Annotated in this window: 30 protein-coding genes, 1 other RNA gene and 1 pseudogene; 11 read left to right on the forward strand and 21 right to left on the reverse strand. The window is 44.3% G+C overall.

Annotation, left to right across the window (positions count from 1 at the left end):
* Window positions 1-234: 234 nt before the first annotated feature.
* From MHH91_RS09985 to MHH91_RS10005, 5 genes are all read right to left on the reverse strand, one after another.
* A complete protein-coding gene (locus MHH91_RS09985) occupies window positions 235-576 on the reverse strand; it encodes a YxeA family protein (protein ID WP_013352503.1) in 342 nt (113 codons plus the stop codon).
* Between the two features lie 655 nt (window positions 577-1,231).
* Window positions 1,232-1,564 carry a chaperone CsaA gene (gene csaA / locus MHH91_RS09990; RefSeq protein ID WP_013352504.1) on the reverse strand — a complete coding sequence of 111 codons (333 nt, stop codon included), beginning with the start codon at window positions 1,562-1,564 and terminating at the stop codon, window positions 1,232-1,234.
* A 69-nt stretch (window positions 1,565-1,633) separates the two neighbouring features.
* Window positions 1,634-2,344: an AraC family transcriptional regulator gene (locus MHH91_RS09995; RefSeq protein ID WP_013352505.1), complete on the reverse strand. Its 711-nt coding sequence runs from the start codon at window positions 2,342-2,344 to the stop codon at window positions 1,634-1,636.
* A 51-nt stretch (window positions 2,345-2,395) separates the two neighbouring features.
* Window positions 2,396-2,962, reverse strand: a complete 567-nt coding sequence (locus MHH91_RS10000; protein ID WP_013352506.1) for a TetR/AcrR family transcriptional regulator — start codon at window positions 2,960-2,962, stop codon at window positions 2,396-2,398.
* Complete coding sequence (locus tag MHH91_RS10005; protein WP_013352507.1) at window positions 2,962-3,681, reverse strand: MBL fold metallo-hydrolase; 720 nt, start codon at window positions 3,679-3,681, stop codon at window positions 2,962-2,964. The genes MHH91_RS10000 and MHH91_RS10005 overlap by 1 nt, the downstream gene beginning before the upstream one ends.
* A gap of 224 nt (window positions 3,682-3,905) precedes the next feature.
* Between MHH91_RS10005 and MHH91_RS10010 the strand changes: the two are divergent.
* Window positions 3,906-4,425: pseudogene (locus MHH91_RS10010) on the forward strand (kinase).
* A 29-nt stretch (window positions 4,426-4,454) separates the two neighbouring features.
* Here the strand turns inward: MHH91_RS10010 and czrA are convergent.
* A complete protein-coding gene (gene czrA, locus MHH91_RS10015; protein WP_013352509.1) occupies window positions 4,455-4,787 on the reverse strand; it encodes a Zn(II)-responsive metalloregulatory transcriptional repressor CzrA in 333 nt (110 codons plus the stop codon).
* Between the two features lie 191 nt (window positions 4,788-4,978).
* On the opposite strand from czrA, the gene MHH91_RS10020 reads away from it, so the two are divergent.
* A complete protein-coding gene (locus MHH91_RS10020) occupies window positions 4,979-5,644 on the forward strand; it encodes a lysozyme family protein (RefSeq protein WP_014470309.1) in 666 nt (221 codons plus the stop codon).
* A 60-nt stretch (window positions 5,645-5,704) separates the two neighbouring features.
* Here the strand turns inward: MHH91_RS10020 and MHH91_RS10025 are convergent, their stop codons facing one another.
* Together MHH91_RS10025 and MHH91_RS10030 are read right to left on the reverse strand one after the other, a co-directional pair.
* Window positions 5,705-6,241 carry a DUF420 domain-containing protein gene (locus MHH91_RS10025; RefSeq protein ID WP_013352511.1) on the reverse strand — a complete coding sequence of 179 codons (537 nt, stop codon included), beginning with the start codon at window positions 6,239-6,241 and terminating at the stop codon, window positions 5,705-5,707.
* A gap of 145 nt (window positions 6,242-6,386) precedes the next feature.
* Entirely contained in the window at window positions 6,387-7,169 is a 783-nt protein-coding gene (locus MHH91_RS10030; protein WP_014470308.1) for a VLRF1 family aeRF1-type release factor, read from the reverse strand.
* A 190-nt stretch (window positions 7,170-7,359) separates the two neighbouring features.
* On the opposite strand from MHH91_RS10030, the gene MHH91_RS10035 reads away from it, so the two are divergent.
* Together MHH91_RS10035 and MHH91_RS10040 are read left to right on the forward strand one after the other, a co-directional pair.
* Window positions 7,360-7,863 (forward strand): N-acetyltransferase, encoded by a 504-nt coding sequence (locus tag MHH91_RS10035; protein WP_013352513.1) that lies wholly within the window; start codon window positions 7,360-7,362, stop codon window positions 7,861-7,863.
* Between the two features lie 65 nt (window positions 7,864-7,928).
* The gene (locus MHH91_RS10040; RefSeq protein ID WP_014471897.1) at window positions 7,929-8,906 is read left to right on the forward strand and encodes a S66 family peptidase; all 978 of its coding nucleotides are present in this window, start codon (window positions 7,929-7,931) and stop codon (window positions 8,904-8,906) included.
* 36 nt (window positions 8,907-8,942) lie between these two features.
* Here the strand turns inward: MHH91_RS10040 and MHH91_RS10045 are convergent, their stop codons facing one another.
* From MHH91_RS10045 to MHH91_RS10075, 7 genes are all read right to left on the reverse strand, one after another.
* Window positions 8,943-9,323, reverse strand: a complete 381-nt coding sequence (locus MHH91_RS10045; RefSeq protein WP_013352515.1) for a hypothetical protein — start codon at window positions 9,321-9,323, stop codon at window positions 8,943-8,945.
* Window positions 9,324-9,485: 162 nt separating this feature from the next.
* Complete coding sequence (locus MHH91_RS10050; protein WP_013352516.1) at window positions 9,486-10,358, reverse strand: 3D domain-containing protein; 873 nt, start codon at window positions 10,356-10,358, stop codon at window positions 9,486-9,488.
* A 235-nt stretch (window positions 10,359-10,593) separates the two neighbouring features.
* Entirely contained in the window at window positions 10,594-12,372 is a 1,779-nt protein-coding gene (gene recQ, locus MHH91_RS10055; protein WP_013352517.1) for a DNA helicase RecQ, read from the reverse strand.
* Window positions 12,373-12,479: 107 nt separating this feature from the next.
* Window positions 12,480-12,665, reverse strand: a non-coding RNA gene (gene ssrS, locus MHH91_RS10060) — 6S RNA.
* Window positions 12,666-12,883: 218 nt separating this feature from the next.
* Window positions 12,884-13,510, reverse strand: coding sequence for an FMN-dependent NADH-azoreductase (locus MHH91_RS10065; protein WP_013352518.1), 627 nt, complete (start codon window positions 13,508-13,510; stop codon window positions 12,884-12,886).
* A gap of 145 nt (window positions 13,511-13,655) precedes the next feature.
* Window positions 13,656-14,147, reverse strand: a complete 492-nt coding sequence (locus tag MHH91_RS10070) for a TraR/DksA family transcriptional regulator (RefSeq protein ID WP_014470304.1) — start codon at window positions 14,145-14,147, stop codon at window positions 13,656-13,658.
* An 82-nt stretch (window positions 14,148-14,229) separates the two neighbouring features.
* On the reverse strand, window positions 14,230-14,610 hold the full coding sequence (locus tag MHH91_RS10075) for a hypothetical protein (RefSeq protein WP_013352520.1): 381 nt from the start codon (window positions 14,608-14,610) through the stop codon (window positions 14,230-14,232).
* A gap of 92 nt (window positions 14,611-14,702) precedes the next feature.
* Here MHH91_RS10075 and MHH91_RS10080 point away from each other — a divergent pair, with 92 nt between their 5' ends.
* Complete coding sequence (locus MHH91_RS10080; RefSeq protein WP_014471901.1) at window positions 14,703-14,936, forward strand: hypothetical protein; 234 nt, start codon at window positions 14,703-14,705, stop codon at window positions 14,934-14,936.
* Here the strand turns inward: MHH91_RS10080 and MHH91_RS10085 are convergent.
* Complete coding sequence (locus MHH91_RS10085) at window positions 14,923-15,405, reverse strand: Hsp20/alpha crystallin family protein (RefSeq protein WP_013352522.1); 483 nt, start codon at window positions 15,403-15,405, stop codon at window positions 14,923-14,925. The two genes, MHH91_RS10080 and MHH91_RS10085, sit on opposite strands and share 14 nt — an antisense overlap.
* Before the next feature lie 70 nt (window positions 15,406-15,475).
* Here MHH91_RS10085 and MHH91_RS10090 point away from each other — a divergent pair, with 70 nt between their 5' ends.
* Window positions 15,476-15,679 carry a hypothetical protein gene (locus MHH91_RS10090; RefSeq protein WP_013352523.1) on the forward strand — a complete coding sequence of 68 codons (204 nt, stop codon included), beginning with the start codon at window positions 15,476-15,478 and terminating at the stop codon, window positions 15,677-15,679.
* A 65-nt stretch (window positions 15,680-15,744) separates the two neighbouring features.
* Complete coding sequence (locus tag MHH91_RS10095) at window positions 15,745-15,978, forward strand: hypothetical protein (RefSeq protein WP_013352524.1); 234 nt, start codon at window positions 15,745-15,747, stop codon at window positions 15,976-15,978.
* 44 nt (window positions 15,979-16,022) lie between these two features.
* On the opposite strand, the gene MHH91_RS10100 is transcribed toward MHH91_RS10095, so the two are convergent.
* A complete protein-coding gene (locus MHH91_RS10100) occupies window positions 16,023-16,367 on the reverse strand; it encodes a PH domain-containing protein (protein ID WP_003153783.1) in 345 nt (114 codons plus the stop codon).
* 395 nt (window positions 16,368-16,762) lie between these two features.
* Window positions 16,763-16,966 carry a DUF6501 family protein gene (locus MHH91_RS10105; protein ID WP_007407979.1) on the reverse strand — a complete coding sequence of 68 codons (204 nt, stop codon included), beginning with the start codon at window positions 16,964-16,966 and terminating at the stop codon, window positions 16,763-16,765.
* A 182-nt stretch (window positions 16,967-17,148) separates the two neighbouring features.
* Here MHH91_RS10105 and MHH91_RS10110 point away from each other — a divergent pair, with 182 nt between their 5' ends.
* The 3 genes from MHH91_RS10110 to MHH91_RS10120 all read left to right on the forward strand — a co-directional run bounded on the left by MHH91_RS10110 (window position 17,149) and on the right by MHH91_RS10120 (window position 21,461).
* Complete coding sequence (locus MHH91_RS10110; protein WP_013352526.1) at window positions 17,149-18,636, forward strand: aldehyde dehydrogenase family protein; 1,488 nt, start codon at window positions 17,149-17,151, stop codon at window positions 18,634-18,636.
* 99 nt (window positions 18,637-18,735) lie between these two features.
* Window positions 18,736-20,619, forward strand: coding sequence for a terpene cyclase/mutase family protein (locus MHH91_RS10115; RefSeq protein WP_013352527.1), 1,884 nt, complete (start codon window positions 18,736-18,738; stop codon window positions 20,617-20,619).
* Window positions 20,616-21,461 carry a superoxide dismutase gene (locus MHH91_RS10120; protein WP_013352528.1) on the forward strand — a complete coding sequence of 282 codons (846 nt, stop codon included), beginning with the start codon at window positions 20,616-20,618 and terminating at the stop codon, window positions 21,459-21,461. Before MHH91_RS10115 ends, MHH91_RS10120 begins: the two co-directional genes overlap by 4 nt.
* A 39-nt stretch (window positions 21,462-21,500) precedes the next feature.
* Here MHH91_RS10120 and MHH91_RS10125 read toward each other — a convergent pair whose 3' ends face one another.
* On the reverse strand, window positions 21,501-22,838 hold the full coding sequence (locus MHH91_RS10125; protein ID WP_014470301.1) for a sodium-dependent transporter: 1,338 nt from the start codon (window positions 22,836-22,838) through the stop codon (window positions 21,501-21,503).
* Between the two features lie 199 nt (window positions 22,839-23,037).
* Here MHH91_RS10125 and MHH91_RS10130 point away from each other — a divergent pair, with 199 nt between their 5' ends.
* Window positions 23,038-23,991: a bile acid:sodium symporter family transporter gene (locus tag MHH91_RS10130; RefSeq protein WP_014470300.1), complete on the forward strand. Its 954-nt coding sequence runs from the start codon at window positions 23,038-23,040 to the stop codon at window positions 23,989-23,991.
* A gap of 44 nt (window positions 23,992-24,035) precedes the next feature.
* On the opposite strand, the gene MHH91_RS10135 is transcribed toward MHH91_RS10130, so the two are convergent.
* Together MHH91_RS10135 and odhB are read right to left on the reverse strand one after the other, a co-directional pair.
* The gene (locus MHH91_RS10135) at window positions 24,036-24,782 is read right to left on the reverse strand and encodes an MBL fold metallo-hydrolase (RefSeq protein ID WP_014470299.1); all 747 of its coding nucleotides are present in this window, start codon (window positions 24,780-24,782) and stop codon (window positions 24,036-24,038) included.
* 73 nt (window positions 24,783-24,855) lie between these two features.
* Window positions 24,856-26,103, reverse strand: coding sequence for a 2-oxoglutarate dehydrogenase complex dihydrolipoyllysine-residue succinyltransferase (odhB, locus tag MHH91_RS10140; protein WP_013352532.1), 1,248 nt, complete (start codon window positions 26,101-26,103; stop codon window positions 24,856-24,858).
* Window positions 26,104-26,111 lie beyond the last annotated feature (8 nt).

Genomic DNA, 26,111 nt, shown 5'->3' on the forward strand with positions numbered 1-26,111 from the left:
TCCATCATTGCTTTCGGGTATATCTGACTGAACGATTCGTGCACCCTTTGCCATTATACGAGTGGACAGTAGCACTGAATCAAATTGAGTTGGTTCGAAAGAATGTTACGATCCTTTTACGCCTCCCAATTTGGGGTGGTTGATTCTGATAGGAATAACGTTCCGATCAACTTTGTCCTGGACTGAACATTGTTCGTTTCAGCTGATCGAAACATTACTTACCTCAGGTTGTTGTTATTTCTTTAGATTAAATCGGCCTTTGATCTTTTCCGGCAGTTTATCGGATTTAATAGCTTCAGGTTCCCCAGTATATCCGTCATGGCTCCTCGGCACACGTACAATGTCCCCTTCTTGATAAGGCTTTTCAACAAAGAAAGAGACCATTTTTTTCTTACCTTTCTCGTTATACCCTTCTAAATTGTAAACGTAATTGTCTTTGTTTTCGTTTTTTTCTGCCTTTCCATGAATTTGAACATAATAATCGCTTTCTAGTACAGCGCCTCGATCAGCGCAACCTCCTAACATGAAAACCGATAGACAGCCTAATACTATAATAAAAACGGTCATTTTTTTCATTTTTCATCACTCCTTACTCCTTTTATAGTTCTTATCTAATACTTTATTGTGAAGAAATGCGGTTATCTTACACTCACCTTACTTTTTTGTAAGAATTCCTATACAAAAGTCGTGATTGTTTTACCCACATGATCATTGATGATGTGCTCGTTGGTAACAAAATGTGACGACCTCTTCACTTATTCCTCTATTTTGAGGACCGACAGAACTACATGATGTCTCTCTGTTTCGTTCTCCACTTCTGGATAAAGCAATGGTTCAGGCTGAACTATCGTTTATAGACTTATTTAAGTATATATACTTAACCAAGGGTCGGGTTCATAATGAGCTATACCTCGCCAGGTTCACAAAATTATGCTTCCAATTCCTCAAAGTAACTCTGCTTGAATTTTCGTTCCAATATACCAAAGAAATATCCCTTTAATCCCTTCTTAATCTGACCTAATTTAAACGCCCTGACGAGAGGTCATGCGGTAATTCAGCCCTCATTTCAATAATTTCTCTTGCATTTCTGCACCCGCCATGCTATATTCATATAGCGATGAGCTGAATTGTGTAAGCCGATGCACATGCCCTTGCGGCACACACGAATGTGGCGTGTGGTGTATCGCCTCAATACGCAAAAGACGTTTGCTTCTGCAAACGTCTTTTTTTATTATCCGATTTTCGTTCCGTTCGGTACGGTCTGCTCGGGCGTAAGCAGAACCACGTCTCCTTCTTCCGGGATGCCGCCGAGAACGAGTACTTCTGACTTAAATCCGGCAATCCGGCGAGGCGGAAAGTTGACAACAGCGGTGACCTGCCTGCCCGTCAAATCATCCGGTTCATACCGTTTTGTAATCTGGGCGCTTGATTGCTTCATACCGATTTCTTCGCCGAAATCTATTGTCATCTTTATGGCCGGCATCTTTGCTTCCGGAAATACTTCTGCTTTTACGACCGTTCCTATTCTGAGATCGAGCTTGATAAAATCTTCCATGACTGCCATTTCAAAAACTCCTTTTTTTACAATCATGATACCAAAAAAAGACGCAGTTTATTTAACCGATCTTCGGGTTTATTTATCCGTTTGAAAGGTGTTTCGGTAAGCGCGCGGCGTTATTCCCTTATGTCTGACAAACCATCTGGTAAAGGAAGACAAATTTTGAAAGCCGACCTCATACCCGATGTCTGTCAGCCGGTCTTTTGTTTCAATAAGCATTTGCTCCGCTTTCTTCATCCGAAGCTCGGCAATATAAGCTTTGGGGCTTTTCCCCGTCTGCCTTTTAAACCAGTCGGAATAATAAGCCGGGTGGTAATGTTCCATTGCGGCGAGCTCTTTGATTGTAAATGTCTTTGAGAGATTTCGGCGGATATACGCGATTGAATCATTCGCAGCGCTTTCTTGCATCTTTTCAGCAATATATTCTGCGAGCAGACTCAATGAATGAACCGACTGCTGCTTTGTCTCTTCTGTCAGCAGAAACCGAATTGATGCCCAAAAAGAATCAAGCTTATTGATAACGCCGGGTTCAAATGATCCTTTTAAAAAATATGCCGGCATGTCAAGTACGAGACATTCATTTCGTTCCAAAGAACGGAACCGGTGTTCATGCCCGGGCGGAATATACAGCATTTGATCCGGTTTTAATCTAATCTCACAGCTTTCTGTCTCCAAGTCCAGCTGTCCTTCAAGCGGAAAGAGCATTTGACAGTAGGAGTGAGTATGAGAATCAAAAATATGTGAATACGTGCGCCGTTCACAAATGAGGTGCTGTAATGAATCCATTTGTCCCTCCTTTTGGATAATCCGTTTTATTCATTAGTTTACATAATATTATTATTGTTCACTCGTTTGTAAACCTCTTAAAAAAGCAACAACGGCAAACTTCCGGCTTTCCTTAATTGATTCCGTTAATTCAAATGCACTCTGTTTTCTTAGCACGGCAAAGCCGTGAAGAAGGCTTCTCAGTCCTCTTGCGGCATGGATTGCGTTTTCGGGACGTGCATAACCATTTGCTGTCAGCTGCCTGACAACAAGATCCACAAGCAGGCTGGACAGCTTCTCAATTCGGCCGTCTTTTACTTTTTGAAATGTCGCTTCATATAATCCGGGATTGGCTTCGGCGAAATGGATATAGGCATCAGCAAGAGCGAGCAAAGCCGTTTCACCTGACAGGCCTGCTGAGGAGGCCGCCATTTTTTCATATAACATGGTTAAACCGGAGACGGCCAGCTCTGTTTTAATTCCATGAAGACCATCGACAAAATTATAAAGGGAAGGCGGTTTTACGTTTAAGGACTTTGCTACCGCCGCAAGCGTCACTTCGTTAAGCCCTTTTTCGTCAGCAATGTTTGATGCCGCTCCGATAATCATGTCAAGGCTCATTCCGACTCTCGGCGACATTATGATCGGCCTCCCGGCAGGCTGCGTTCGGCTTCATCAGCCGCCTCAGCCATCAAATCAGCGGGATTGTGGAGAACGTTTCCATGCCCGGCGGCCAAAATGCTTGGTTTATGAGAGATAAGTGTTCTTGCGGTTTTGACAGCTTCTTCTTTATTCCATGTAGCAAAAGCCGGAAACGGAAATCTCCATTTCAGCTTACCTGAAACAGCGAGGCCTCCCCGTACTTGAAAAGCATCTCCGACGATCAGCATATCGTTTCTCAGATCTTTAAAAGCGAGGCTTCCCGGCGTATGCCCGGGGGCGGGAATGACAAGCAAAGATCCGACCCGCTCGCCGCCTTTCAGCAGATGATCAGGCTCGGTCTGAATATGTTTCGGCACTCCTCCCTTTATCGGCGTTTGTGCTTCATGCTCAAATAAAGCAGTGTCACCTTTCAGCAAGAAAGAATCCCGTTCAGAAATATAGACGGAAGCATCCGGAAATTCCGCGGATAATGAGTCAAGCGAACCGACGTGATCTCCATGCGCGTGGGTGAGTAAGATGTTATTCAGCGGTTTCTTAAGCTTCTGTAATGCTTGTTTGATTCCTTTATGACTGTTGGGCAGTCCGGCGTCAATCAGGGTTACTCCTTCTTCCTCTTCAACCAAATAACAATTCACCGGGAAAAGCGCAGGAAAAAAGGTCAGTTGCCAAACGGTTCCGTATTGTAAGATTCTCATCAATATCCCCCTAAAAACTAATAGTGTTAGTTTTATTATAACTAATACCATTAGTTTTTCAAGAACTTTCTGTTTAAATCCTGATAAAGGCGCGGCGCTTCTCTTATACCAAAAAAAGAAACGCGCATACTGTGATAAAAGATGCTTTCAGCCTGCGAATAAATCAGACTACTAAAACCAGCCGGATAAGCATACACTACTCAACGGAGGGGGAGTTCCGCACCATGCATATCACACTTCAAAGCATCTGCCCTGTCTTAATGATTGCCTTTTTTCTGTATAAAAAGGTGAAACGGTCCGTCGGCTTTCAGCCTTTGAAGCCCCGCTGGCTTTATACAAGAATGATTTTGTTTTCATTGCTGGCCGCCGCTCTGGCGTTTTTCAGCATCACACACCCGGCTTTATACGGCCATCTGATATTCGGAACTTTTTGCGGCTGGCTTCTGGTCCTTTTTGCCAAACGGAACCTTTCTTTTGAAGAACGCCGCGGAAAAATGATTTCGCACTCATCTGTGGATTGAACTTATTCTATTAACGTTATTCATCTCGAGGTTTGTTTATCGGGTTATTGAAATTTACCGAGTCACAGCGGATTTCACCCATCCGGAGGCGTACAGCCAAACGGTCGGCGCAGATCCGCTGACCATCAGTGTCTTTTATTTCATTGCTGTTTATTACAGCGGATTCTCTTTTTATGTTTTAAAAACGAGCAGAGACCAAACCAATAACGGTCAGTACGGCTGACATCCCTGTCTAAAAAGCAGGGATGTTTTTTAATCGTGCCGCGTATGGTGAATCATTTGCTGAAGCACATCTAACACATGTTCATCCTCAGGAGAATAATAAATGGATGTGCCTTCTCTCCGTGATTTGACGAGGCGCAGATTTTTAAGAAAACGCAGCTGATGAGAAACGGTGGACTGCAGCAAATTCAGCTTTTCTGCGATATCATTTACCGCGTGCTCACCCTGTGACAGTAAATGGAGGATTCTGATTCTTGTCGGATCACACAGCGCCTTAAAGGTCTGGGCAACCAAAAATAATGTTTCCTCATCTAAATCGACAGCGGGGTCATTCTTGTTTCCGGATTCGTGAAATTCAGTCATATACCTCACCCTTCTTTTTTTAAGTAGCCCAATTATACCAAATGTCAATTGATGCTGATACATCCTGCGCCTGGCAAAAGAACCGTTATTTTAAATTTATGTTTCAAATACGGGTTTCTGCTTGGTTTCGCGCGGTTATCTGTGTCATAATGAAAAAGTCATAATGCTCCTGAAATTGAGGGTGAAACACAGTGGAGAAAAAGAAAAAAGGCTGTTTCGCTGCCGCGGGTCTTATGATGATATGTGTTTTTGTCATGGTTTCCTTCTTTCTCATCCTGTTATTTTCAAATAATGAATTGCTCAAAAGTCTTCCGTTTGATGTCAAACCGATCGTGCTTGAACGGCTGACAGATTACAAACCGCTCGTAGAAGACGAGCTGGATGAAAAAGGACTCACCAAATATACATCGCTGGTACTCGGCATGATATATCAGGAGTCAAAAGGAAGAGGAAACGATCCCATGCAGTCTTCAGAATCTCTGGGTTTAAAGCGAAATGAAATTAAAAACCCTCAAACCAGTATCAAACAGGGAATCAAACAATTCACTCTCATGTATCAAGCAGGCAAGAAAAAAGGCGTAGATTTGGATACGATTATACAAAGCTACAACATGGGAGTCGGCTATATTGATTTTGTGGCTGAACATGGAGGATCGCATACTGAGGAACTGGCAAAACAATACTCCGAGCAGCAGGTCAAAAAGAATCCGAAATTATACACTTGCGGAGGGAATAAAGACAATTTCCGTTATCCCTACTGCTACGGTGATTACACGTACGCAGAAAAAGTAAAAGCAAAAACCAAAACCGTTGAACAATCCTTAAATGTAACAACACTTGAAACGCTTGAAGAGTAAAAGGCGCCCTGTATGAGGGCGCCTTTTTTCAATAAAAAAACCGCGCAGAGCACGGTTTTTTTAATAATACGGCGATATCATTAAGTATACAATGACACCCGTCAGACTGACATACAGCCAGAGCGGCATCGTCCATCTGGCGATTTTTTTGTGACGCTCCACCTGCATGCTGAAGCCTCTGATCAGCGTAAACAGCGCAAGCGGCACGATAATGGCGGAAAGACAAATATGCGTAATCAAAATAAAGAAATAAATTCCGCGAATAATGCCGTGACCGCCGAATAAAGTGTTCTCAGCTATCGAGTGGTACACGACATAGCAGATCAAAAACAGCAGAGTCGTCGTAAACGCCGCTAAAATAAAGCGTTTATGCGCCTGAATGTTTTTTTGCTTAATCATAAAGAGCGCTGCCAGCAAAAAGATAAAAGTAAAGCTGTTAAAAATAGCATTTAACATTGGCAGAATATGAATATTGGCTATGCTGACCTCACCCGATTTCGGCATAAAAAACAGCACCGCAATTAACCCGTTGATCAGAACGGTCAATGTCAGCACGATACCGGTATAACTTTTAGGTTTGTTTTCTGTCTGGTTCATCTTATGACCTCTCTCAATTTTACTGACTATCCAAATGGTATGAGAATTCAGCTTTGATGTCAACGGTTTCGCCCGCTTCGTCAGAAATTAGACAAACTTAAGCCCTAAAAAGACCGGGTCTTAAGAAACCCGGCCTTTCGTTTTATTACGCTTCCTTTAACAGTTCTTCTATGACCTTATGCTCATTTTCATTCAGCAGATTTTTTTGGATGATTCTATCAATCGGTTTGTTCATATGGTGATCGAGAATATCGGCTGTTTCCTTATCCCCCGCGATTACGAGACGCTCCCATTTGTGTGATGCGGCCTTTTGATCAAGGTTTGAAGCCAATCGTTTATACAGCCTTTTTTGGTTTTCTTCGACATGGGCTTTGGCAGCGTCTTCGTCCATCGATGCGGAACTTTCACTTACATCCTGCGGTTTCCACGATTCATTGATGACATCGTATTGGTAATGCTCCACACCCTCAATCTTTCCGAGTACTGTTTCTATGATCTTCACTTCATTCTGCTGTGTGAGAATAAAAGCCGTGCTCGGATATTGTTCACGAAGATGTTCTAATTGGTCAAGAACAGCCGTTTCTTCCCAATAAAACCGTGTTTCAACAGGCACCTGCAATTCAATCGTCTCCCAGATACCGCCTTCTCCAGATGCAAAAAATACGAGACTTCGCGGCATCTCTTTACCGAGCCCATCAATATATTGATAGACACGTTCCATGATGCGGACGAGAGATTTTTCTTCTTCCGGATCACTGGCAGACAGATACTCCTTTAATCTCCGAAAACCGGTTTTTAAGGCGATTTTCCACTCTCCCCCCTGCTGGTCCGGATTTCTCATATCCGTGTTTACATATAAGGAGAGCATTTTATCAGGAGATTCCGTCATCACGTACTTCAATTTGCCGATGAGTGAGTCAATTGCCATTATAGATTCCTCCTTTTTCCGCTGCTCACTGTTCCTTTCCCTAACCTGGCGGCTTTAAAAACGTCAATCCACATATACACGGCAGACTTTTCTAAGAAAAGTTTTTGCAAAACCCATTTACAAACCAAGACATCATTTACTACAATGGATACTTGTGTTTGACTAAGATGTTTTGCACTGTGAAAGGAGTATGAATTTGTTTACTGCAGAAGAAAGAGACCAGAAAGAGCTGGAAAAAGAACTTCATAAGCTTGAATTTCAGATTTTCAGGATGCGGGAAAATCTGAAAGATGTATCTAAAGACGCGCGAGTGCTTGGTATTGATCAATCGAACAATGACGATTGGATCATTGTTTCCTCGATTGATGATGGCCAAACATGTAAGATTATGCTGACTGATTGTGAATCAGCCTACCTGGGAAGAGGATGTTTTTCACTGATCGCTTCCTATTATGAAAATGCCATTCATATCGGGGACATTAAAGGCCCGCCAAACCACGGATACGGCTCAATCTGCATGAAGTTTTTAAAACATATCGCCAGAGAGCAGAATATCCCGAAAGTGACGGGTGATATTGCTAAGCGTGATTGGGATCATGTCGACAGACTCATTCATTTTTATGAGAAGCATCAGTTTGATGTCTGGATTGACAATGATACGCAATCAGGCGGCATTAAATGGGTCGACCTGTAAAAAACAATAGAAAAACCCTCTTTTATATGGTGTAATAGATAAAACCATAAGAGGAGGGTTTTTTCTTGTACCCGGAAAAATTGAAAAAAGGTGACGGCATTCGTATTGTTTCTCCGGCAACAAGCATGTCCGTCATGTCAGAAGAAAATATAAATGCCGCAAAGACAAAATTGGAGGAGCTGGGTTTTTGTGTCTCTTTTTCAGAGTATGCGAAAGAAATAAATGAATTTGATTCATCATCCATTGAATCGCGTGTCCGGGATCTGCACGAAGCTTTCGCTGATCCTGACATCAAAGCCGTTTTGACGACACTCGGCGGATTCCAATCAAATCAGCTGCTCCGTTATCTTGATTATGAAATCATCAAGCGGCACCCGAAAATCCTTTGCGGCTATTCAGATATTACCGCCCTCGGCCATTCGATTTATCAAAAAACCGGGCTTGTTACATATTCTGGCCCCCATTTTTCTTCATTCGCCATGAAAAAAGGATTGGACTATACGATTGACTCTTTCTTAGCCTGCTGTGCTTCTGACACTCCGTATGAAGTACTGCCTTCAGCCGAGTGGAGCGATGACAAATGGTATATGGACCAGGAGGACAGACGTTTTTATCGGAATCCGGGACCGCTCGTCATTCAATCCGGTTATGCGGAAGGAACACTGATCGGAGGAAACCTATGCACCCTGAATCTTCTGCAAGGCACGGAATACTTTCCCGAGATGGAACAAGTAATTCTGTTTATAGAAGATGATCATATGTCTAACATTCATATGTTTGATCGGGATTTGCAGTCACTCATCCATCTCCCCGCTTTTTCAGCCGTGAAAGGAATTGTTATCGGACGGTTCCAGCATGCTTCAAATGTGTCTGAAGAGGCTCTGCGTGCCGTCATCCGTACGAAAGAAGAACTGTCGTCCATGCCCGTTATCGCAAATGCTGATTTCGGCCATACCACACCTCTGATGACATTCCCGATCGGAGGAACATGCGGGATAGAAGCCGGCTCAGAAGGCGGACGGATATGGATCGACCAGCATTAACACAAGAAGACGGGGCTGCTTTCCCGTCTTTTTGTGTTAATGCCCCGGCGTGCGCGGAGCGATCTTGAACCGGCCGTCAGCCGCTGGCATCACCCATACGGGCGCTCCTTCATAAAAACGGCTGATTTCTTCATGACACACGGCATGTGCCAGTTCGCGTTTATCATACGTTCCGTCTTGATTTTTCATGTCTAAAAGGAGAACAAGCCCGCACCTGCCATTCATCGTTACGCCGGTGTGTCTCACCTTTTCAATAACGGCGGGCCTTCCCTTCCCTCTTTCAAGCGCCTGAAACATCCTCAGAGCTGGCATAGACAATCCGATGACCAGCACAATGGCGCAAGCTGTGCATATACCTGCTTGAAATATCGGTGATTCTGTGAAGGCATTCCATAAAAATATAAGTTCCGGCTCCATTCGAATCATCCCTTCAGATGCCGTTTTCAAAATCATTGTCTCCATATCATATTCGAGGAACGCTTTTTCTTTTTCAGCATATAACGATTATACACAGACAAAAAAGGGAAGAAAAAAGAACACAAGGCATTTTGCCTTGTGTCCTTCACTCTCTATATGAAACTAGTCTAATACTTTAACATTTACTGTTCTGACGCCCCAGTTGTTAGCGTCACTTTTCTTTGCAACAAATACGTCAATTTTATTTCCTTTAATTGCGCCGCCTGTATCTGCTGCTGTTGCTACTCCGTAACCTTCAACATAAACCTTAGAGCCCAGCGGAATGACACTTGGGTCTACCGCGATGACTTTTGCATCAGGGTTTTTGTTTAAGTCAACTCCGGTTGCCGTTACACCGGAAATGCCGCCGTCGTTAGCAGAGTAAGCAGTTGCAGTCATTGTCAGCTGCTTTTTAGGCTCTTGTTGGTTTGTATTTGATTGAACAGGCTGCTGTTTTGCTTCGACAGCCTTCGCTTCTTGTTTAGGTTGTTGTTGTTCTTGAACAGGTTCTTGTTTAGGCTGCTCTTTTTGGACAGCTTCTTGTTTTGGCTGTGCTGTCTCTGCAGCTGGTTTTTGTTCAGTTTGCGGCTGGCTGGCTTCTTGAGCCGGCTGTGCAGCCTGAGCCTGACCTTTTACCTTTAAGGTTGTGCCTGCGTAAATGATATCTGATTGCAAGTTATTCAAGCTTTTCAGATTGTTGACTGATGTTCCGAATTTCTGAGCAATTTTCCAGAGGCTGTCGCCCTGCTTCACTGTGTACTGCCCAGATGTGGTTGTTTCTACTGAAGAAATAGTCAGTTTCTCTCCTTCAATGATTAAATCAGAAGATAACTGATTCCATTCTTTTAGGTCCTTTAGGTTCACTCCGTTTTTTTGCGAGATCCCCCAGAGCGTATCACCCTTTTGCACCGTGATTTCTTTTGCAGAAGCGTGAGCTCCAAATGCAGTTGTTGAAATTGCTGCAACTGCCACAAAGGACATAATCGTCTTCTTCATAAGTAAATCCTCCCTTGTTAGCTTTTTATTGGCGGCTAACAGGTGATATCGTAACATATGAAAATGTCAGTTCAATAACAAAACGATTTGATTTAGATTACAGTTCCTTTACATGAAACATTTCTCTCGCTTGGTAAGTCTTGCTGAAACCCTGATACAGCAAGGGTTTTCAAGCTTCTGATTTTTCCGTTGCGACCGGAAAACATAATGTGTAAATCTCTAAAAAAACTTTTTTTCACTCTGTTTCTCTTACATAATTTCGGATTTCTTCTAAAAAAAGCGCTCCGTATTTCAATCTTTTTTGTTCCCCTACCCCTTTTACGGAAAGAAGATCATGATCTGTTTTCGGAAGTTTCGCCGACATTTCTTTTAACGTCTGATCTGAGAACACGACAAATGGAGGCACGCCTTGTTCCGCTGCGATCTCTTTGCGGAGACGCCGGAGAATCTCAAATAATTCATCGTTTTCGGTAACGGCGGCGGCCTCTAAGGCTTCTTTTCTCGCGACTGCGCTCTTTCCAAGCAGAACATCCCTGCCTTTTTGTGTGACCATAAGCGTCGGAAATGTACCGTCCGCCATTCTGATATATTCATCTGAAATCAGGAATTCGATAAAATCACTGATTTCCCCTGTTGTTTGATGCTTCATAATGCCGTATGTGGACAGGCTGCTGAAGCCGTTTTCCAGCACTTTTTTATTTTTTGACCCGTTAAGCACCTGTGCGACCATCGTTTTTCCGAAACGCTCATTCATTCTGATAATACATGACAATACCATCTGCGCTTCTTTTGTGACGTCATGGGCTGTCCTTGTATCAGTGCAATTGCCGCATGCTCCGCAAGCTTCTGCCTCACTCTCGCCGAAATACTTCAGAATAAACCGCTGCAGGCAATCTTCCGTATGACAGTAATCCACCATCTGTCTCAGTTTTTTGAGATCCTGCTTTTGTTTTTCTTCTCCGGCTGCCGATTGGTCTATTAAAAAGCGCTGCACCATAATATCCTGCGGAGAAAACAAGAGCACGCACTCGCTATCGAGACCGTCGCGCCCGGCCCGTCCGGCTTCCTGATAATAGCTCTCCATATCTTTTGGAATCTGTGCGTGGAGAACGAATCTGATGTTGCTCTTGTCGATTCCCATTCCGAAAGCTGACGTGGCAACCATTACTTGTATCTGATCGTTAAGAAACCGCTCCTGCTGCTCTTTTCTGTCATCATCTGCCAATCCGCCGTGATAACGGCCGGCATTAATGCCGCTGCGTTTTAATTTCTCATATATACGGTCGGTTTCTTTTCTGGTCGCTGCATATATAATGCCGGCTTCGTGTTTATTTCTGTCCAGGTACTGCTCGATAAAACGGTCTTTGTTTTCGCCCTTTGCTACTTTGAACGTTAAATTCTCTCTGGCAAAACCGGTATAGACAGTATGTTCTTTATGAATATGAAGCTGCTTGCAGATATCATCATGAACCTCAGGCGTAGCCGTCGCCGTTAACGCGATAATGACGGGAGGTTCTTTTAATTCATTAAAAAGGATTTCAATATTCCGGTAACTCGGCCTGAAATCATGCCCCCATTGCGATATACAGTGAGCTTCGTCTATGGCGACAAGAGGAACCGTAATATTCTGCAGGATGTGAATGAATTCAGGAGAAGTCAAACGCTCCGGTGTTATGTAAAAGAGCCGGTAAGCCCCTTCTTTCAAACCGGTCAGTCGCTCATGAATGTCCCGGCTTGTCTGAGTGCTGTTAATATAAGCTGCCGCGATACCCGCTTCTTCAAGCGCGTCGACTTGATCTTTCATTAAGGAAATAAGAGGGGAAATAACGATAGTGGTACCTTCAAACAGAAGTGCGGGAATCTGATAGCAGATTGATTTTCCGCCCCCCGTCGGCATAATGCAGACCGTGTTTTTTCTCTCCTCTGCAACTGATTGTATCGCCTGCTTTTGGCCCGCGCGAAGACTGTCGTAGCCAAAATAATGCGCCAGAAGGGATTGGGCTTTATCCAGCATATGTTGTAAAACCTCACTTTGTCTTTGATTCTTTCATTTTATCATACTGATAAAGAGTTAAGCTCATAGGCATTCCAAAATAAAAAGCCATCTCCGCAAGGGAAATGGCTTTCGCTACGTATGCCGTACGCAAGTAAGAAAGTTTTAAACCACCACTCCTCAAAGTGGGTGTTTGCAGAAGCGTTCCTGTCGTCCTCTGCAATGGAGGCATGACATTCCGGCTCCGATATAAAACTCCCTATTACAGCTTAAAGGTTAAAACTTAATTAACAATACGAACACTGTAGCTTCTCTTATATCCTACACCATCAGTCGTATTTTGGCAAGAGGGTTAATTCTTTTACAGAAAACCTTTTTTCTGTGTAAAAAATGCTTTTATCTCCATAAAAGTTGTTTTTTCGACAAAATATCAATATATCAATATAAGATCACTGCGAAAGTTGTCACCAGTTTCTTCTATATATAATAGAAAAAACTCTTACACCCTAAAGGGCGCAAGAGTTTTTGGAAATTAGAATTTTGCAGCCAGATCTTTCGCTTCTTGCAGTCCTTTTTCAATGATCGCTTGAGCGTTATCCGGTGCGGCGTTATGGCCTTCAACGACAACAGTGTGCAGATCTTGAACTCCCCAGAAGCCGAGAACGGTTTTCATGAAGTTTAATGACATTTCAAGAGATGCCATCGGTCCTTCAGAATATACGCCGCCGCGTGCATTTAAGAGTGCTACTTTTTTATCCCCCATCAAACCTTTAGGCCCTTCAGGCGTGTATGTGAAAGTAACCCCTGCGCGAGACAGGTAATCAACATAAGTATGAAGCACAGCAGGCACTGTGAAGTTCCAAAGCGGGAATGCAAACACAACTTTGTCAGCTTTGACGAATTGGTTTAAGTAAATGTCAGCAGTTGATGCTTGTTTTTTCTCTTCGTCTGTCATTTCAATTCCTTTTGAAGCTTTGAATGTTCCGTTAATCATATCTCTTCCGAGGTAAGGAAGGTTTTCATTATGAAGATCAAGTTCGATCACTTCATCATTCGGATTGTTTTCTTTATAAGCAGCCAAAAACGCTTCGTATAATTTTACGGATACGCCTTCTTCAGCCGTACGGTCACTTGATTTTACAAATAATACTTGAGACATTCTAAATTCCTCCCGGTAATCTTTTAATATTTACTTACAAATAGTATGTTACTTTCTTTTTTATATAAAGTCAACGTTTTTATTTCGATTCCGAGATTTTTTTATGGAATAAAAAAACAGGTACATGTGAATGTACCTGCTGATATTATTGTGAATCCTGCTCGCGATCCAGGATTTCGTAAGTTTGTGAGCTTTTTTGATCAACGGTTTCTTTATTTGAGAGGTCTTTCACCTGCTCGTGGAAATCCCTTTCATATGACGGAGCGTCTGTTTTCACATCTCCCTCTGCTTCTCGCTGCGCTTCGACAGTCATTCTGGCGTACGGAACGGCTTCAAGCCTTTCATACGGAATTTCTTTTCCCGTTTTTTCGCATATTCCGTATGTTCCTTTATCGATTCGCTCGAGGGCGTCGTTCACTTCATCTAAAAGATTCTGATCGACTTCATCCAAGGTCTGATTCGTGACCCTGTCCAAATAAATGCTTCCGTGATCAGCTAAGTGATTATCTACTCCGTTCGACAGTTCCCCTGTGTCTTCACTCATTGAATGATTTTCTTTTGATTCTCCCTGAAGACTTTCCTTTAAATCGATTAATTTATGATAAAGACTGTCCCGCTGTTCTTTTGATAATGACATATTCAGCATCTCCTTTTTCGTCTGTATTCCTAGAGTCACAGTTATTACATACCCTCGAAAAAGGCGGCTGAAACAATGGAGATCAGTGCTTTCTCCCCCTGATCGTGACATTCGGGGCCGGCTGCTTTGTCTGTCTTTCTTCTTTTGCAGCATCATTTTGCTGGTTGTCCCGAAATTCTTCAGGGCAGGCTTTTTTGAGCTGATGCTCCGGCGTATGGTATGTGGCGCCGATATTCAGCATTCCGCTCAGCTCTCCTATATTCAGCTTTTCAAAATCAATGTTGTAGACGACTTTGTCCACTTTGACGCGCTCGATATGGACATATGTTTTTTCCCCTTCAATCGTTTGCGGCTCAGGATGACATTTATCCTGAAGCTCATCAAGCTGTTGCTCTACTTTCTTAAGCCTGTCTAGTTCTTCTTCACATACTTTTTTGAAAAGCTCTTTCATTATTTTTTTCAAGAAAAATCACTTCTTTCCCCGTCACTCTTGGAAAGTTCTATGCGTCCTGCATTACGAATATATAAACATGGTATACAAAAAGGAGGTGAATCATGATGTTTTTTCCATCCGTTATCAACTTTGAGCATATAAAAATGAACGGTGTCAGCGGCGGAGCGACGTTTAACACCGGTTCTTCCGTGATACTGAGGCGCACAGCCGTTAATAAAAGAAATGAAGGGTACGGTGAACAAAGCGGAGATTGCACCGTTGTCGTTATCCCTATCATGAGTATCGATGATACAGATCTAATCGACAGCACCGCCAATAAGGTCAGCCTTCGATAATGATTTGGCTTGCATCCCCCAGATGTTTAGCAATTGATATATATAAAATTCCGTCTTTGAACACCGCCTGCATTCCCTTCGTTCCCTGAGCGGAATGAGGAAGGTCGAGTTTTTTTTCGAAATCGCCGTATTTTCCGGTCTTCTGTTTAAAATCCTGTTCATTGAAGAAGGATTTTCTCGTGCCTTTTACGACAATATACTCTCCGTAGGACAGCAGCTGAACATCTTGTTTCCGGTAGCCGGGCAAATACAGCAAAAATTGGAGCTCATCATGGGTTTCCACAATATCTATAAGAGGAAAAGCATCCTCATTCTTTCTCATTTGCCCATCTCCCTGTTGAAAGGGAAAGTTAGAATGGCCGTTTTGAAATGATTTCAATTGTTCATCATCAAAAACGTTTTTCCAAAAATCGCCGCCGGACATGTTTTGCGCCATTTCCATCCATTGCTTCATCTTGTCGAAGTCCATTTTTATCGCCCCCTGTTTAAGCATACGGTCATAACAGCCGGCATACACCTGTATTAAAGGAGGTTTGCCTGTGGTTCAACCAACTCCATATATCAATATTAATATTTTCATGTTGAAAATTAATTCCTTTGAAAATGCTTCAGCGGTGAATGTCGGACAAAATTTACTGGCAGAATGGCAGAATTCTGATAAAAAGAATCAGGGATACGGACAGAATTTTGGGGATGCGAGCGGCTTTTTTGGCACGAACGGCAAAGTGGATGACAGGGATTAAATTGATTCTCCGTCTACCTTCGAGTCAGCATGCGATAAAATTCCCGCCGGGAAAGGAGGCCCATTATGATGTTTTCGCCGGTTTTGGTAAATGTAGGGGGCTTTAAAGTGAATGCGGCCGACCGCGGTTCTTCCATTACGATCGGCCCCTATCAGCAAATCGATTATTTTTTATCCAATAAGATCAACTACGGATTCGGTGAAGAAAATGGTGATTTGGCACCGATTTATATTCCCATCAGTTCTATTGCTGATCCGGATCTTATTGACTCGAACTCCGGAAAAACAAGCATTATCTAATAAAAAAGCCATCCGCCTGCATTCGGATGGCTTTTATGTCATATTTAACTGCATAAGTATTTTGTTAAGATGGCTTGAACCTCGGTCAAGTCCGTTTCTTTTGCAAATTCCAATTCGAATGTTTTTCCTCTTGTCATTAAAACAAGACCTGTATCGGGATCAAACATCCCAGCTTCTTGAATGGCGAAGCTTTCAATTGTTTTATATGGAAGGAAGACGCGCACTTTCTTTTTGGAGAACATTTTATTATCAAAGAAAATCACTCGTTTATTTGTAAAGCATATTTGGTCAACCCGCAGTTTATAAATCGTTTCGATCCGTTCTCCCTCAACGAGCAAAGCCTCCAGCTTTTTTGTGTCGGTTGATCTGCTGACAGAAAAAATTCCCAATGAAGAACCCCACTTTCTGCTTCTATACTATTGTTTTATTACAATCATAAAAAATAAGTTCTTTATCCCTATATAAGAATACGACATAGGCGGCATTTAAACCATTACGAACAGATTACATTTTTAGAACGTTCATTAGATAAGCCTTTTCGCGAAAGGTGCTCTGTTATGTAGTAATACGGTTCAGCGGATGAAAAGGTTTCAAGAAAACCATATTTTTTTCGAAAAGTCAGTTTTTTCTTTTCACGGTAAAAAACCGCGGCTTCTGAATGCCGCGGTTTCTGCAGATCCGTACCATTGTTCATTCTTTATAGGTATCTGAGATTTGATCCATCGCAGTGTCAGCCTTCTTTTGATTACACCCGCTGAAGCTGTGAAAATAAATTCATTCAGCTTCAGACTTCTTCAAAATACTCTTTATAGAAACCGCCGACTTTATTTGTATTGTCCACCACAAAAATGAACTCTTCTGTTTCATTTTTGACTTCGTACTCTTTGCCGGGCGTCAGCACGTTTTTGACAATGTATTTTTTCGCATCTGTATGTACGCATTTTACTTTTTTGACGCTTTCTTTTGTCTGCCAATTATTATGAATCATCTGTAAAACTCCTTTTCTTCATCGATAAGCTTATTGTAGCCGTTTTTTCCTGCGAATTGCAATAACGGTTATCAATTGATTTTACCGGGGTCTATATTATAGAATGACTGTATGCGCTTACTTTGCGCGGACATCAAGATGCTCAAAACAGACCATAAAAAATTTCGGGAGGTTTGTTACGAATGAGTTCTTTAACGATGCAGATCACAAAAAGGCTGGAAACATTTTTACAGGGCACGAAGAAGCTTTATATTGACGGAAAATTTGTTCCGAGCGCTTCAGGAGCAACATTTGTCACGCCGAATCCGGCAACCGGAGAAACATTGATGACGCTTTACGAGGCACAGGCTGAAGACATTGACAGCGCAGTGAAAGCTGCACGCAAAGCCTTTGATCACGGCGAATGGCGCACTATGCCGGCCGCTTCCAGAAGCAGGCTGATGTATAAGCTTGCCGATTTAATGGAAGAGCACAAAACTGAACTCGCGCAGCTTGAAACACTTGATAACGGAAAACCGATTAATGAAACGACGAATGGAGATATCCCGCTGGCAATCGAGCATATGCGTTATTATGCCGGGTGGTCCACAAAGATAACCGGACAAACGATCCCGGTCGCCGGCTCATATTTTAATTACACCCGCCATGAGCCTGTCGGCGTCGTGGGGCAAATCATCCCTTGGAACTTCCCGCTCCTTATGGCGATGTGGAAAATGGGCGCCGCCCTTGCCACAGGCTGCACAATCGTTTTGAAACCGGCAGAGCAGACACCCCTGACCGCCCTCTATTTAGCGGAATTAATAGATCAGGCGGGCTTCCCTGACGGCGTCATCAATATTGTTCCCGGGTTCGGCGAGACAGCCGGGGAAGCGCTGACCAACCATGACGATGTTGATAAACTCGCTTTTACCGGTTCTACAGAAATCGGCAAAAAGATCATGGAGAAAGCCGCGAAAAATATTAAGCGCGTAACGCTGGAGCTTGGCGGTAAGTCACCTAACATCATTTTACCTGACGCCAATTTGAAAAAAGCCATTCCCGGCGCTTTAAACGGGGTTATGTTTAATCAGGGGCAGGTATGCTGTGCAGGCTCCCGTGTCTTCATTCACAAAGACAAATATGATGAAGTCGTAAGCGAAATGGTTTCATATGCGAAATCACTTCGGCAAGGAGCCGGCCTTCATCAGGATACCCAAATCGGGCCGCTCGTCAGCCAGGAACAGCATGAGCGCGTGCTTTCTTATATTGAAAAAGGAAAAACGGAAGGCGCCAAAGCTGTCACAGGCGGAAGCTGCCCGTTTGAAGAAGGGTATTTTGTCTCCCCGACCGTATTTGCGGATGTGGATGACAGCATGACCATCGCAACAGAAGAAATTTTCGGCCCGGTTTTAGCCGCCATTCCGTATGATACGGTTGATGAAGTTATTGAGCGGGCGAACCGCTCGGAATACGGCCTTGCAGCCGGACTATGGACCGAGAATGTGAAAAACGCCCATTACATTGCTGACCGTCTACAGGCCGGCACCGTTTGGGTCAACTGCTACAATGTTTTTGATGCGGCGTCACCTTTCGGCGGCTATAAGCAATCCGGCCTCGGACGGGAAATGGGCTCTTATGCGCTGGATAATTATACAGAAGTGAAAAGCGTCTGGATCAGTCTGGAAGATTGATTGATAAAACAAGAAACTGCTGCCTGCCAGCAGTTTCTTTCTTTTGTCATGCCGCCATTTGCATATGAATATATATGCTTCTGAAGGAGTTGAGCGAGTGTGAGCACTATTCATGAAAAAGTCAGAAGCCGCCAAAGGAAAACCATCTCCCTATTAAGAGAAAAGCAAAATGCGGACGGCTCATGGTCATTTTGTTTTGAAGGTCCGATTTTGACTAACGCCTTTCTGATCCTCCTCCTCACTTCTCTCGGAGACAATGATAAAGAACTGATCGCTGAGCTTGCTGAAGGCATCCGCGCGAAGCAGCGCCCTGACGGAACATTTGCCAACTATCCTGATGAACGGAAAGGAAATGTGACCGCCACTGTACAGGGCTATGTCGGCTTGCTGGCTTCCGGCTTATATAACCGTTCTGAAGCGCATATGATTCAGGCCGAACGCTTTATCATCTCAAACGGCGGCTTGCGTAACGTACACTTCATGACAAAGTGGATGCTGGCGGCAAACGGCCTATATCCATGGCCCGCACTGCACCTGCCATTATCTTTCTTAGTGATTCCCCCATCCTTCCCGCTGCATTTTTATCAGTTCAGTACATACGCGCGTATTCATTTTGTTCCGATGGCTGTGACGCTAAACAAAAGATTTTCGCTGAAAAACCCAAACGTTCCGTCTCTCGAGCATTTAGATCAGCATATGACCAAAAATCCGTTTACATGGCTTCGTTCCGATCAGGCAGAGGACAGAGACCTCGCTTCTCTTTTCGCACACTGGAAGCGGCTTTTGCAGATTCCTGCCGCTTTTCACCAGCTTGGTCTGCGTACGGCCAAAACGTATATGCTTGACCGGATAGAAGAAGACGGCACATTGTACAGCTATGCAAGCGCCACTATTTTTATGGTGTACAGCCTGCTCGCTCTCGGTGTATCACGCCACTCCCCCGTTATCAGAAAGGCGCTTGCCGGCACGAAAGCTTTACTCACGTCTTGCGGCAATATACCGTATCTGGAAAATTCAACGTCAACTGTTTGGGATACAGCGCTTCTTAACTATGCGCTTATGGAAAGCGGCATCTCAGATAACGATCAGATGATCACCAGCGCCGCTCGATTTTTGCGTGAACGGCAGCAGACGAAAGTAGCGGATTGGGCCGTTCACAACCCGCATGCAGAACCGGGAGGATGGGGTTTTTCAAACATCAACACGAATAATCCTGATTGTGATGACACAGCCGCAGTGCTTAAAGCCATCCCGCGAAAACTTTATCCCGCCTCATGGGAGCGCGGACTGAGCTGGCTTTTGTCAATGCAAAACAGTGACGGGGGCTTCTCTGCTTTTGAGAAAAATGTAAATCATCCCCTGATCCGCCTGCTGCCGCTTGAATCGGCTGAGGAAGCTGCCATCGACCCTTCAACAAGCGATTTAACTGGACGGGTGCTGCACTGTTTAGGAAAAGCGGGGCTTTCATCGGATCATCCCCAGGTTGAAAAGGCCGTTCAATGGCTGATCCGCCATCAAGAGGAGGACGGATCGTGGTACGGCAGATGGGGTGTCTGCTATATTTACGGAACATGGGCGGCGCTGACGGGCATGAAGGCTTGCGGTGTCAGCCATAACCACCCGGCCGTGAAAAAAGCGATCCGCTGGCTGAAGTCCATTCAAAACGAGGACGGAAGCTGGGGAGAATCCTGTAAAAGCGCAGAAATCAAAACCTATGTCCCGCTTTCTTACGGGACGGTTATACAGACGGCGTGGGCGGCGGAAGCTTTGCTACAATACGAAAAACCTCATCACCAAGCCGTCACAAAAGGTATATCGTTTCTTATTGAAAACCGGCATTACGAAGGAGCTCATTTCACCTATCCGACTGGAATCGGCCTTCCGAAGCAGTTTTACATCAAGTATCACAGCTACCCGTATGTGTTTTCTTTGCTTGCGCTCAGCACTTTCATGAAAGTGAGTGAAAAGGAGGAAGAAAAATGAAACGGCACGCTTATCAAACCGAGATGCTGAATTGGTGTGAAACCTTGAAGGAACAAGTCATTCAGCAAGGGCGGTTCGATCGCTTCGCGGCACAAATCGACCGGATTTTTCACACCCTTCAGGATGATGGATTAACGGAGGCGGAATGGTACGAACAGGCATCAGCTCTTTACCGGGACATTTCCGAATCGGAAGAGCCGGAGGAGCGCAGAGCCTATGTGCCGATCGGCAAGCATGTTCTGCCTAAACTGCCTTACAGTTATTCCGCCCTGGAACCGTATATTTCAAGGGAGATTATGAAGCTTCACCATACAAAACACCATCAAAGCTATGTTGACGGCCTGAATAAAGCTGAACTTGAGCTGAAAAACGCGCGCCAGACGAAACAGTACGACTTAGTGGCGCATTGGGAGCGGCAATTGGCATTTCACGGCGCCGGCCATTATCTGCACAGTATTTTCTGGTTTTCCATGAATCCAAACGGAAAAAGACGGCCGACGGGCGCTCTCTTTCAAATGATTGATGTGTCATTCGGCAGCTATTCTGCTTTTAAAGAACAATTTTCTCAGGCAGCGAAAAAAGTCGAAGGAGTCGGCTGGGCCATCCTTGTCTGGGCGCCGCGCTCGGGACGGCTGGAGATTTTGGCCGCTGAGAAGCATCAGCATTTCAGTCAATGGGACATCATCCCTTTGCTCCCTTTGGATGTGTGGGAACACGCTTATTATTTACAATATAAAAACGACCGCGCGGCTTACGTGGATCAATGGTGGAATGTCGTGGATTGGCGTGAGGCGGAGAAACGGTTTGAGCAAGCGCACCGCGTGATGTGGCCGCTTTATTAAAAAAGCCCCCGTTTAGAACGGGGGCCTGCTTCTTTTGATTTAAAAAATACCGAGCACGTGCAGAAAAACGATAATAATGGCTACAGGAGACACATAACGGATTAATAGGAGCCACACTGCAAACCATTTTCGTTTTATGCCTGAACCGCTTTTCAGTTCGTCAAACAGCGCCTGTTTCGGAATTTTCAGCGGTACGAAAACGGCAATTAAAAGCGCGCCCAGCGGCATTAAGACATTGCTGACCAGAAAATCCGCAGCGTCAAAAATACTGCGGTGAAAAATGGAAACATCACTCAAAATTCCGTATGACAGCGCCGAAGGCACTCCGACAATAAATATTGTAAGCCCCCCGAGCCATGCATACCGCTTTCGTTTTGCCGAATCGCCTTTTGACAAAACGGCAACCAAAATCTCAAGCATTGAAAATGCTGATGTCAGCGTCGCAAATAAAAACAGCAGCAAAAAGGCGAGTAAAAACACGATGCCGAACGGCATTTGGTTAAAGATGGTCGGAAGCACGTTAAATAAAAGCTGCGGGCCTTGATCCGGCTTGAGGCCGAATGAAAACACCGCCGGAAAAATCGCCACTCCCGCCATCACGGCAACAAGAACATTTAATACCGTCACCGAAACTGCGGATTGAACAATATTTTCTTTTTTTTCTAAATAGGCGCTGTATGTAACCATTACGGACACACCGACGCTTAACGAGAAAAATGACTGTCCCATCGCGTATAATATGGTATTGGCATCCATCGCGCCAAAATCAGGCATGAAGAAGAATTTTAACCCCTTCGCTGCGTCATGGAGCGAAACGGAGCGGATCATTAAGAGAATAAACAGAATAAACAGAGCCGGCATAAGCACCTGGCTTACTTTTTCGATGCCGCTGCTCACCCCTTTTGCAACAACTAAAATCGTCATCACGATAAACAGCAGCTGTCCGAAAACCGCTGCATAAGGGTTTGAAATGGTGTTGATAAATAACGTATCAAATCCGGATGAGAGCGATAAACCGCCTGTAAAGCCTTTTATAATGTAGATTAATATCCATCCCCCCACTACGCTGTAGAAGGATAATAGAATAAAACACGTAATGATTCCGAGATATCCGATCCAGTGCCACTTTTTCCCCGGCGCAAGCGCCTTGTAGGATTCAACGGCGTTTTTTTGTGTTTTTCTGCCGATAATAAATTCAGCAAGCAGAAGCGGCAGTCCGATTAAAATCGTAAATAAAATAAAAACGAGCAGAAAAGCGCCGCCTCCGCTGGTTCCCGCTACGTAAGGGAACTTCCATATTGCGCCGAGCCCGATTGCAGAGCCGGCCGTAGCTAAAATAAATCCCAGCTTAGATGACCATTGATTAGCTTCTTTCACTTCAGCACTCCCAATTCATTTCAGTGTAAAAATTAATTGTAAGAATATATGTCTGAATAGTCAAGAAGATATTAGTTTACATAATATCATTATTTATAACTAATGTTTAATATTGAATTATTCAGAATATTATTTATAATGGAATACAGAAAAGTCAGTCTCATTTTTTGACTGATTGGATGAAAAAGGAGCTGTGTTTATGGAATGGTTGAAAAAAATAAGCGGGTTTGCGGGACAAACTTTCGGCTTATGGGTGATCGTCTTTGCTGGTTTAGGATTCGCCTGCCCTGATTTGTTTTCTTGGATCAGTTCTTATATGACAATTTTTCTGGGTATTATTATGTTTGGTATGGGGCTTACTCTTCAAGCAGACGATTTTAAAGAATTAATCAGAAAACCTTGGCATGTCGTAATCGGAGTCATTGCCCAGTTTACGATTATGCCGCTTACGGCTTTCTGTTTATCAGTCGGGCTCCGCCTGCCCGCAGAAATTGCAGCGGGCGTCATTCTGGTCGGCTGCTGTCCGGGCGGCACCGCCTCAAATGTCATGACCTTCTTAGCAAAAGGCAATACGGCGCTTTCGGTTGCGGTCACCACGATCTCAACATTGCTTGCTCCTATTGTAACGCCGGCACTTATTATGCTGTTTGCGAAAGAGTGGCTCCCTGTTTCTTTCGGCTCACTGTTTGTTTCAATTATGCAGGCCGTGCTTTTACCGATCGTCCTCGGAGTGATTGTGAAGCTGTTCTTCAAAAAACAGGTCGGACAAGCCGTTCACGCGCTTCCACTCGTGTCAGTAATCGGCATCGTAGCGATTGTTTCCTCTGTTGTCAGCGTAAATCGTGAGCACCTGCTTCAATCAGGACTGCTGATTGTATCCGTCGTCATCCTACATAACGGAATCGGCTATTTGTTAGGATTCCTGGGTGCAAAGCTGTTCAGAATGGATTATGCTTCGCAAAAAGCGATTGCGATAGAAGTCGGAATGCAAAACTCCGGATTGGGCGCGGCGCTTGCAACAGCGCACTTTTCCCCCCTTTCAGCCGTACCGAGCGCCATTTTCAGCATATGGCACAATCTGTCTGGATCAATTCTCGCCACTTATTGGTCAAAGAAAAAAGAGAAAAACAGCACCGAGAGGATGAAAATGTAAAGATTCCGCTTTCATAACTGAACAAGGATAGGCGGCTGCCGCCCCTATCCTTGTTTTTTCTGCAGGTCACGAAGCAGGTGCAGGAGCGCTTTTTTTACATTCCCCTGAAACACACCTCCATGATAACAAATCAATTGACGGATATCGTAATCAAGCAGGCGCTGTACGGAACGGACCGCATCATCCATATGTAACGTATAGCGGGGATTAGCAAGGTTCAGCTTTCCGTCTTCAATGACGACCGCATCACCTGCGATCATTGTTTTTTCGGCAGGCAGATAAAGGCTGATATGGCCGGGTGTATGGCCCGGCGTGGCTACAATGCGAATGCCTCCGCACCAAGGCAGCAGCTCGCCGTCAGTTACTTGCCAGTGAACAGGAGCCGCTTCGACTGATTGAAGCGAGCGGATAAACTGTTTTGCATAAGGTTTTGCCTCCTCTGGCAATGAACAAAGCGTTGATTCAGCCTGCTCAAGCCGTAATGATTTTTTAGATCCGTCAATATACGGCGCTTCATGTTCATGTGCTGTCACGCTGATACCCGGGTACAGACGGTGCAGTGCAGCGAGTGAGCCGATATGGTCTATATCGTGATGTGTTGCAATGATTTTTGACAGTGACTGAAGCGACAATCCATGCCGGGCAGCAGCATTTTGAAGATGATTTATAAAACCGGGATATCCGCAGTCTATTAAAACCGTGTCATGTTCGTCTTGCAGAAGAACCGGAGTGATAGAATGCAATTCTTCATTATACTCAAATTCAATCTCAAGCGGATAACAGCTTTTCATATACATCTTCCCTTCTCTCAAATAAAAAAGTACACCGCTCCATAAGGGCAGTGTACTTTTTGTCTGTCTCACATTATCCTTCCAATAACAGCTGTTCCGGATCTTCCAGCAGGTTTTTAATTGTGACAAGGAATCCGACCGCTTCTTTACCATCTACGATTCTGTGATCATATGATAAAGCAAGGTACATCATCGGACGGTTTTCAGAACGCTCTGCATCGATCGCTACAGGGCGCAGCTGAATTTTGTGCATACCTAAGATTCCGACCTGAGGGCTGTTTAGGATTGGTGTTGACATAAGCGAGCCGAATGTACCTCCGTTTGTGATCGTGAAGGAACCTCCTTGCAGCTCACCTAATGTTAATTTATTGTTTCGTGCTTTCTTCGCAAGTTCGCCGATCTCTTTTTCAATGCCGGCAAATGTCAGACGATCAGCGTCACGCACGACTGGGACGACAAGCCCTTCTTCAGCCGCAACGGCGATACCGATGTCATAGAATTTTTTCACGATCAGCTCATCGCCTTGAATTTCAGCGTTAAGGAGCGGGTACTTTTTCAAAGCTGCCACTACGGCTTTTGTAAAGAAAGACATGAAACCGAGTTTTACTTCGTTTTGCTCAAGGAATTGGTCTTTACGGCGTTTTCTTAAATTCATAACAGCCGTCATGTCCACTTCGTTAAATGTCGTCAGCATCGCAGAAGTCTGCTGCACTTCAACCAATCGTTTCGCGATCGTTTGTCTGCGGCGGGACATTTTTTGCACTTCAACAGGTTTGTCAAAGCTTTGCTGTGTTTTTTGAGCCTGCGGTTTCGTCTGTGCCGCAGGTTTTGAAGCCGGTTTTTCATAAGCTTCCACGTCTTGTTTGCGCACGCGGCCGAGCGGGTCCCCCGTCGGAATTTGTGAAAGATCAATTCCTTTTTCCCTTGCCAGCTTGCGTGCAGCCGGAGACGCTACCGTTCTGGATTTCGCTTCTGATTGTGCTTCCTGGCTGACTTCTTGTGCAGCCGGTTCAGCTTTTGCTTCCTCTTTCGTTTGTTCTTTGGCTGGAGCACTTTCGGAAGGGGCAGGTGCAGAACTTTCGCCAGCGCCTTCTGTAATGGTACCGATAATTTCTCCTACTTGGACGGTATCACCCGAATCTTTCAATACCTCTTTTAGAACACCCGATTCTTCTGCTGTCAATTCAACATTTACTTTGTCCGTCTCAAGTTCAAGCAAGTACTCACCCTGTTCTACATAATCACCGGGCTGCTTTAACCATTGGGCTATCGTTCCTTCTGAGATTGATTCTGCTAATTCAGGTACCTTAATTTCCGCCATTTTTTCAT

Source organism: Bacillus sp. FSL K6-2819 (assembly GCF_038008305.1).
Lineage (GTDB): Bacteria > Bacillota > Bacilli > Bacillales > Bacillaceae > Bacillus > Bacillus amyloliquefaciens.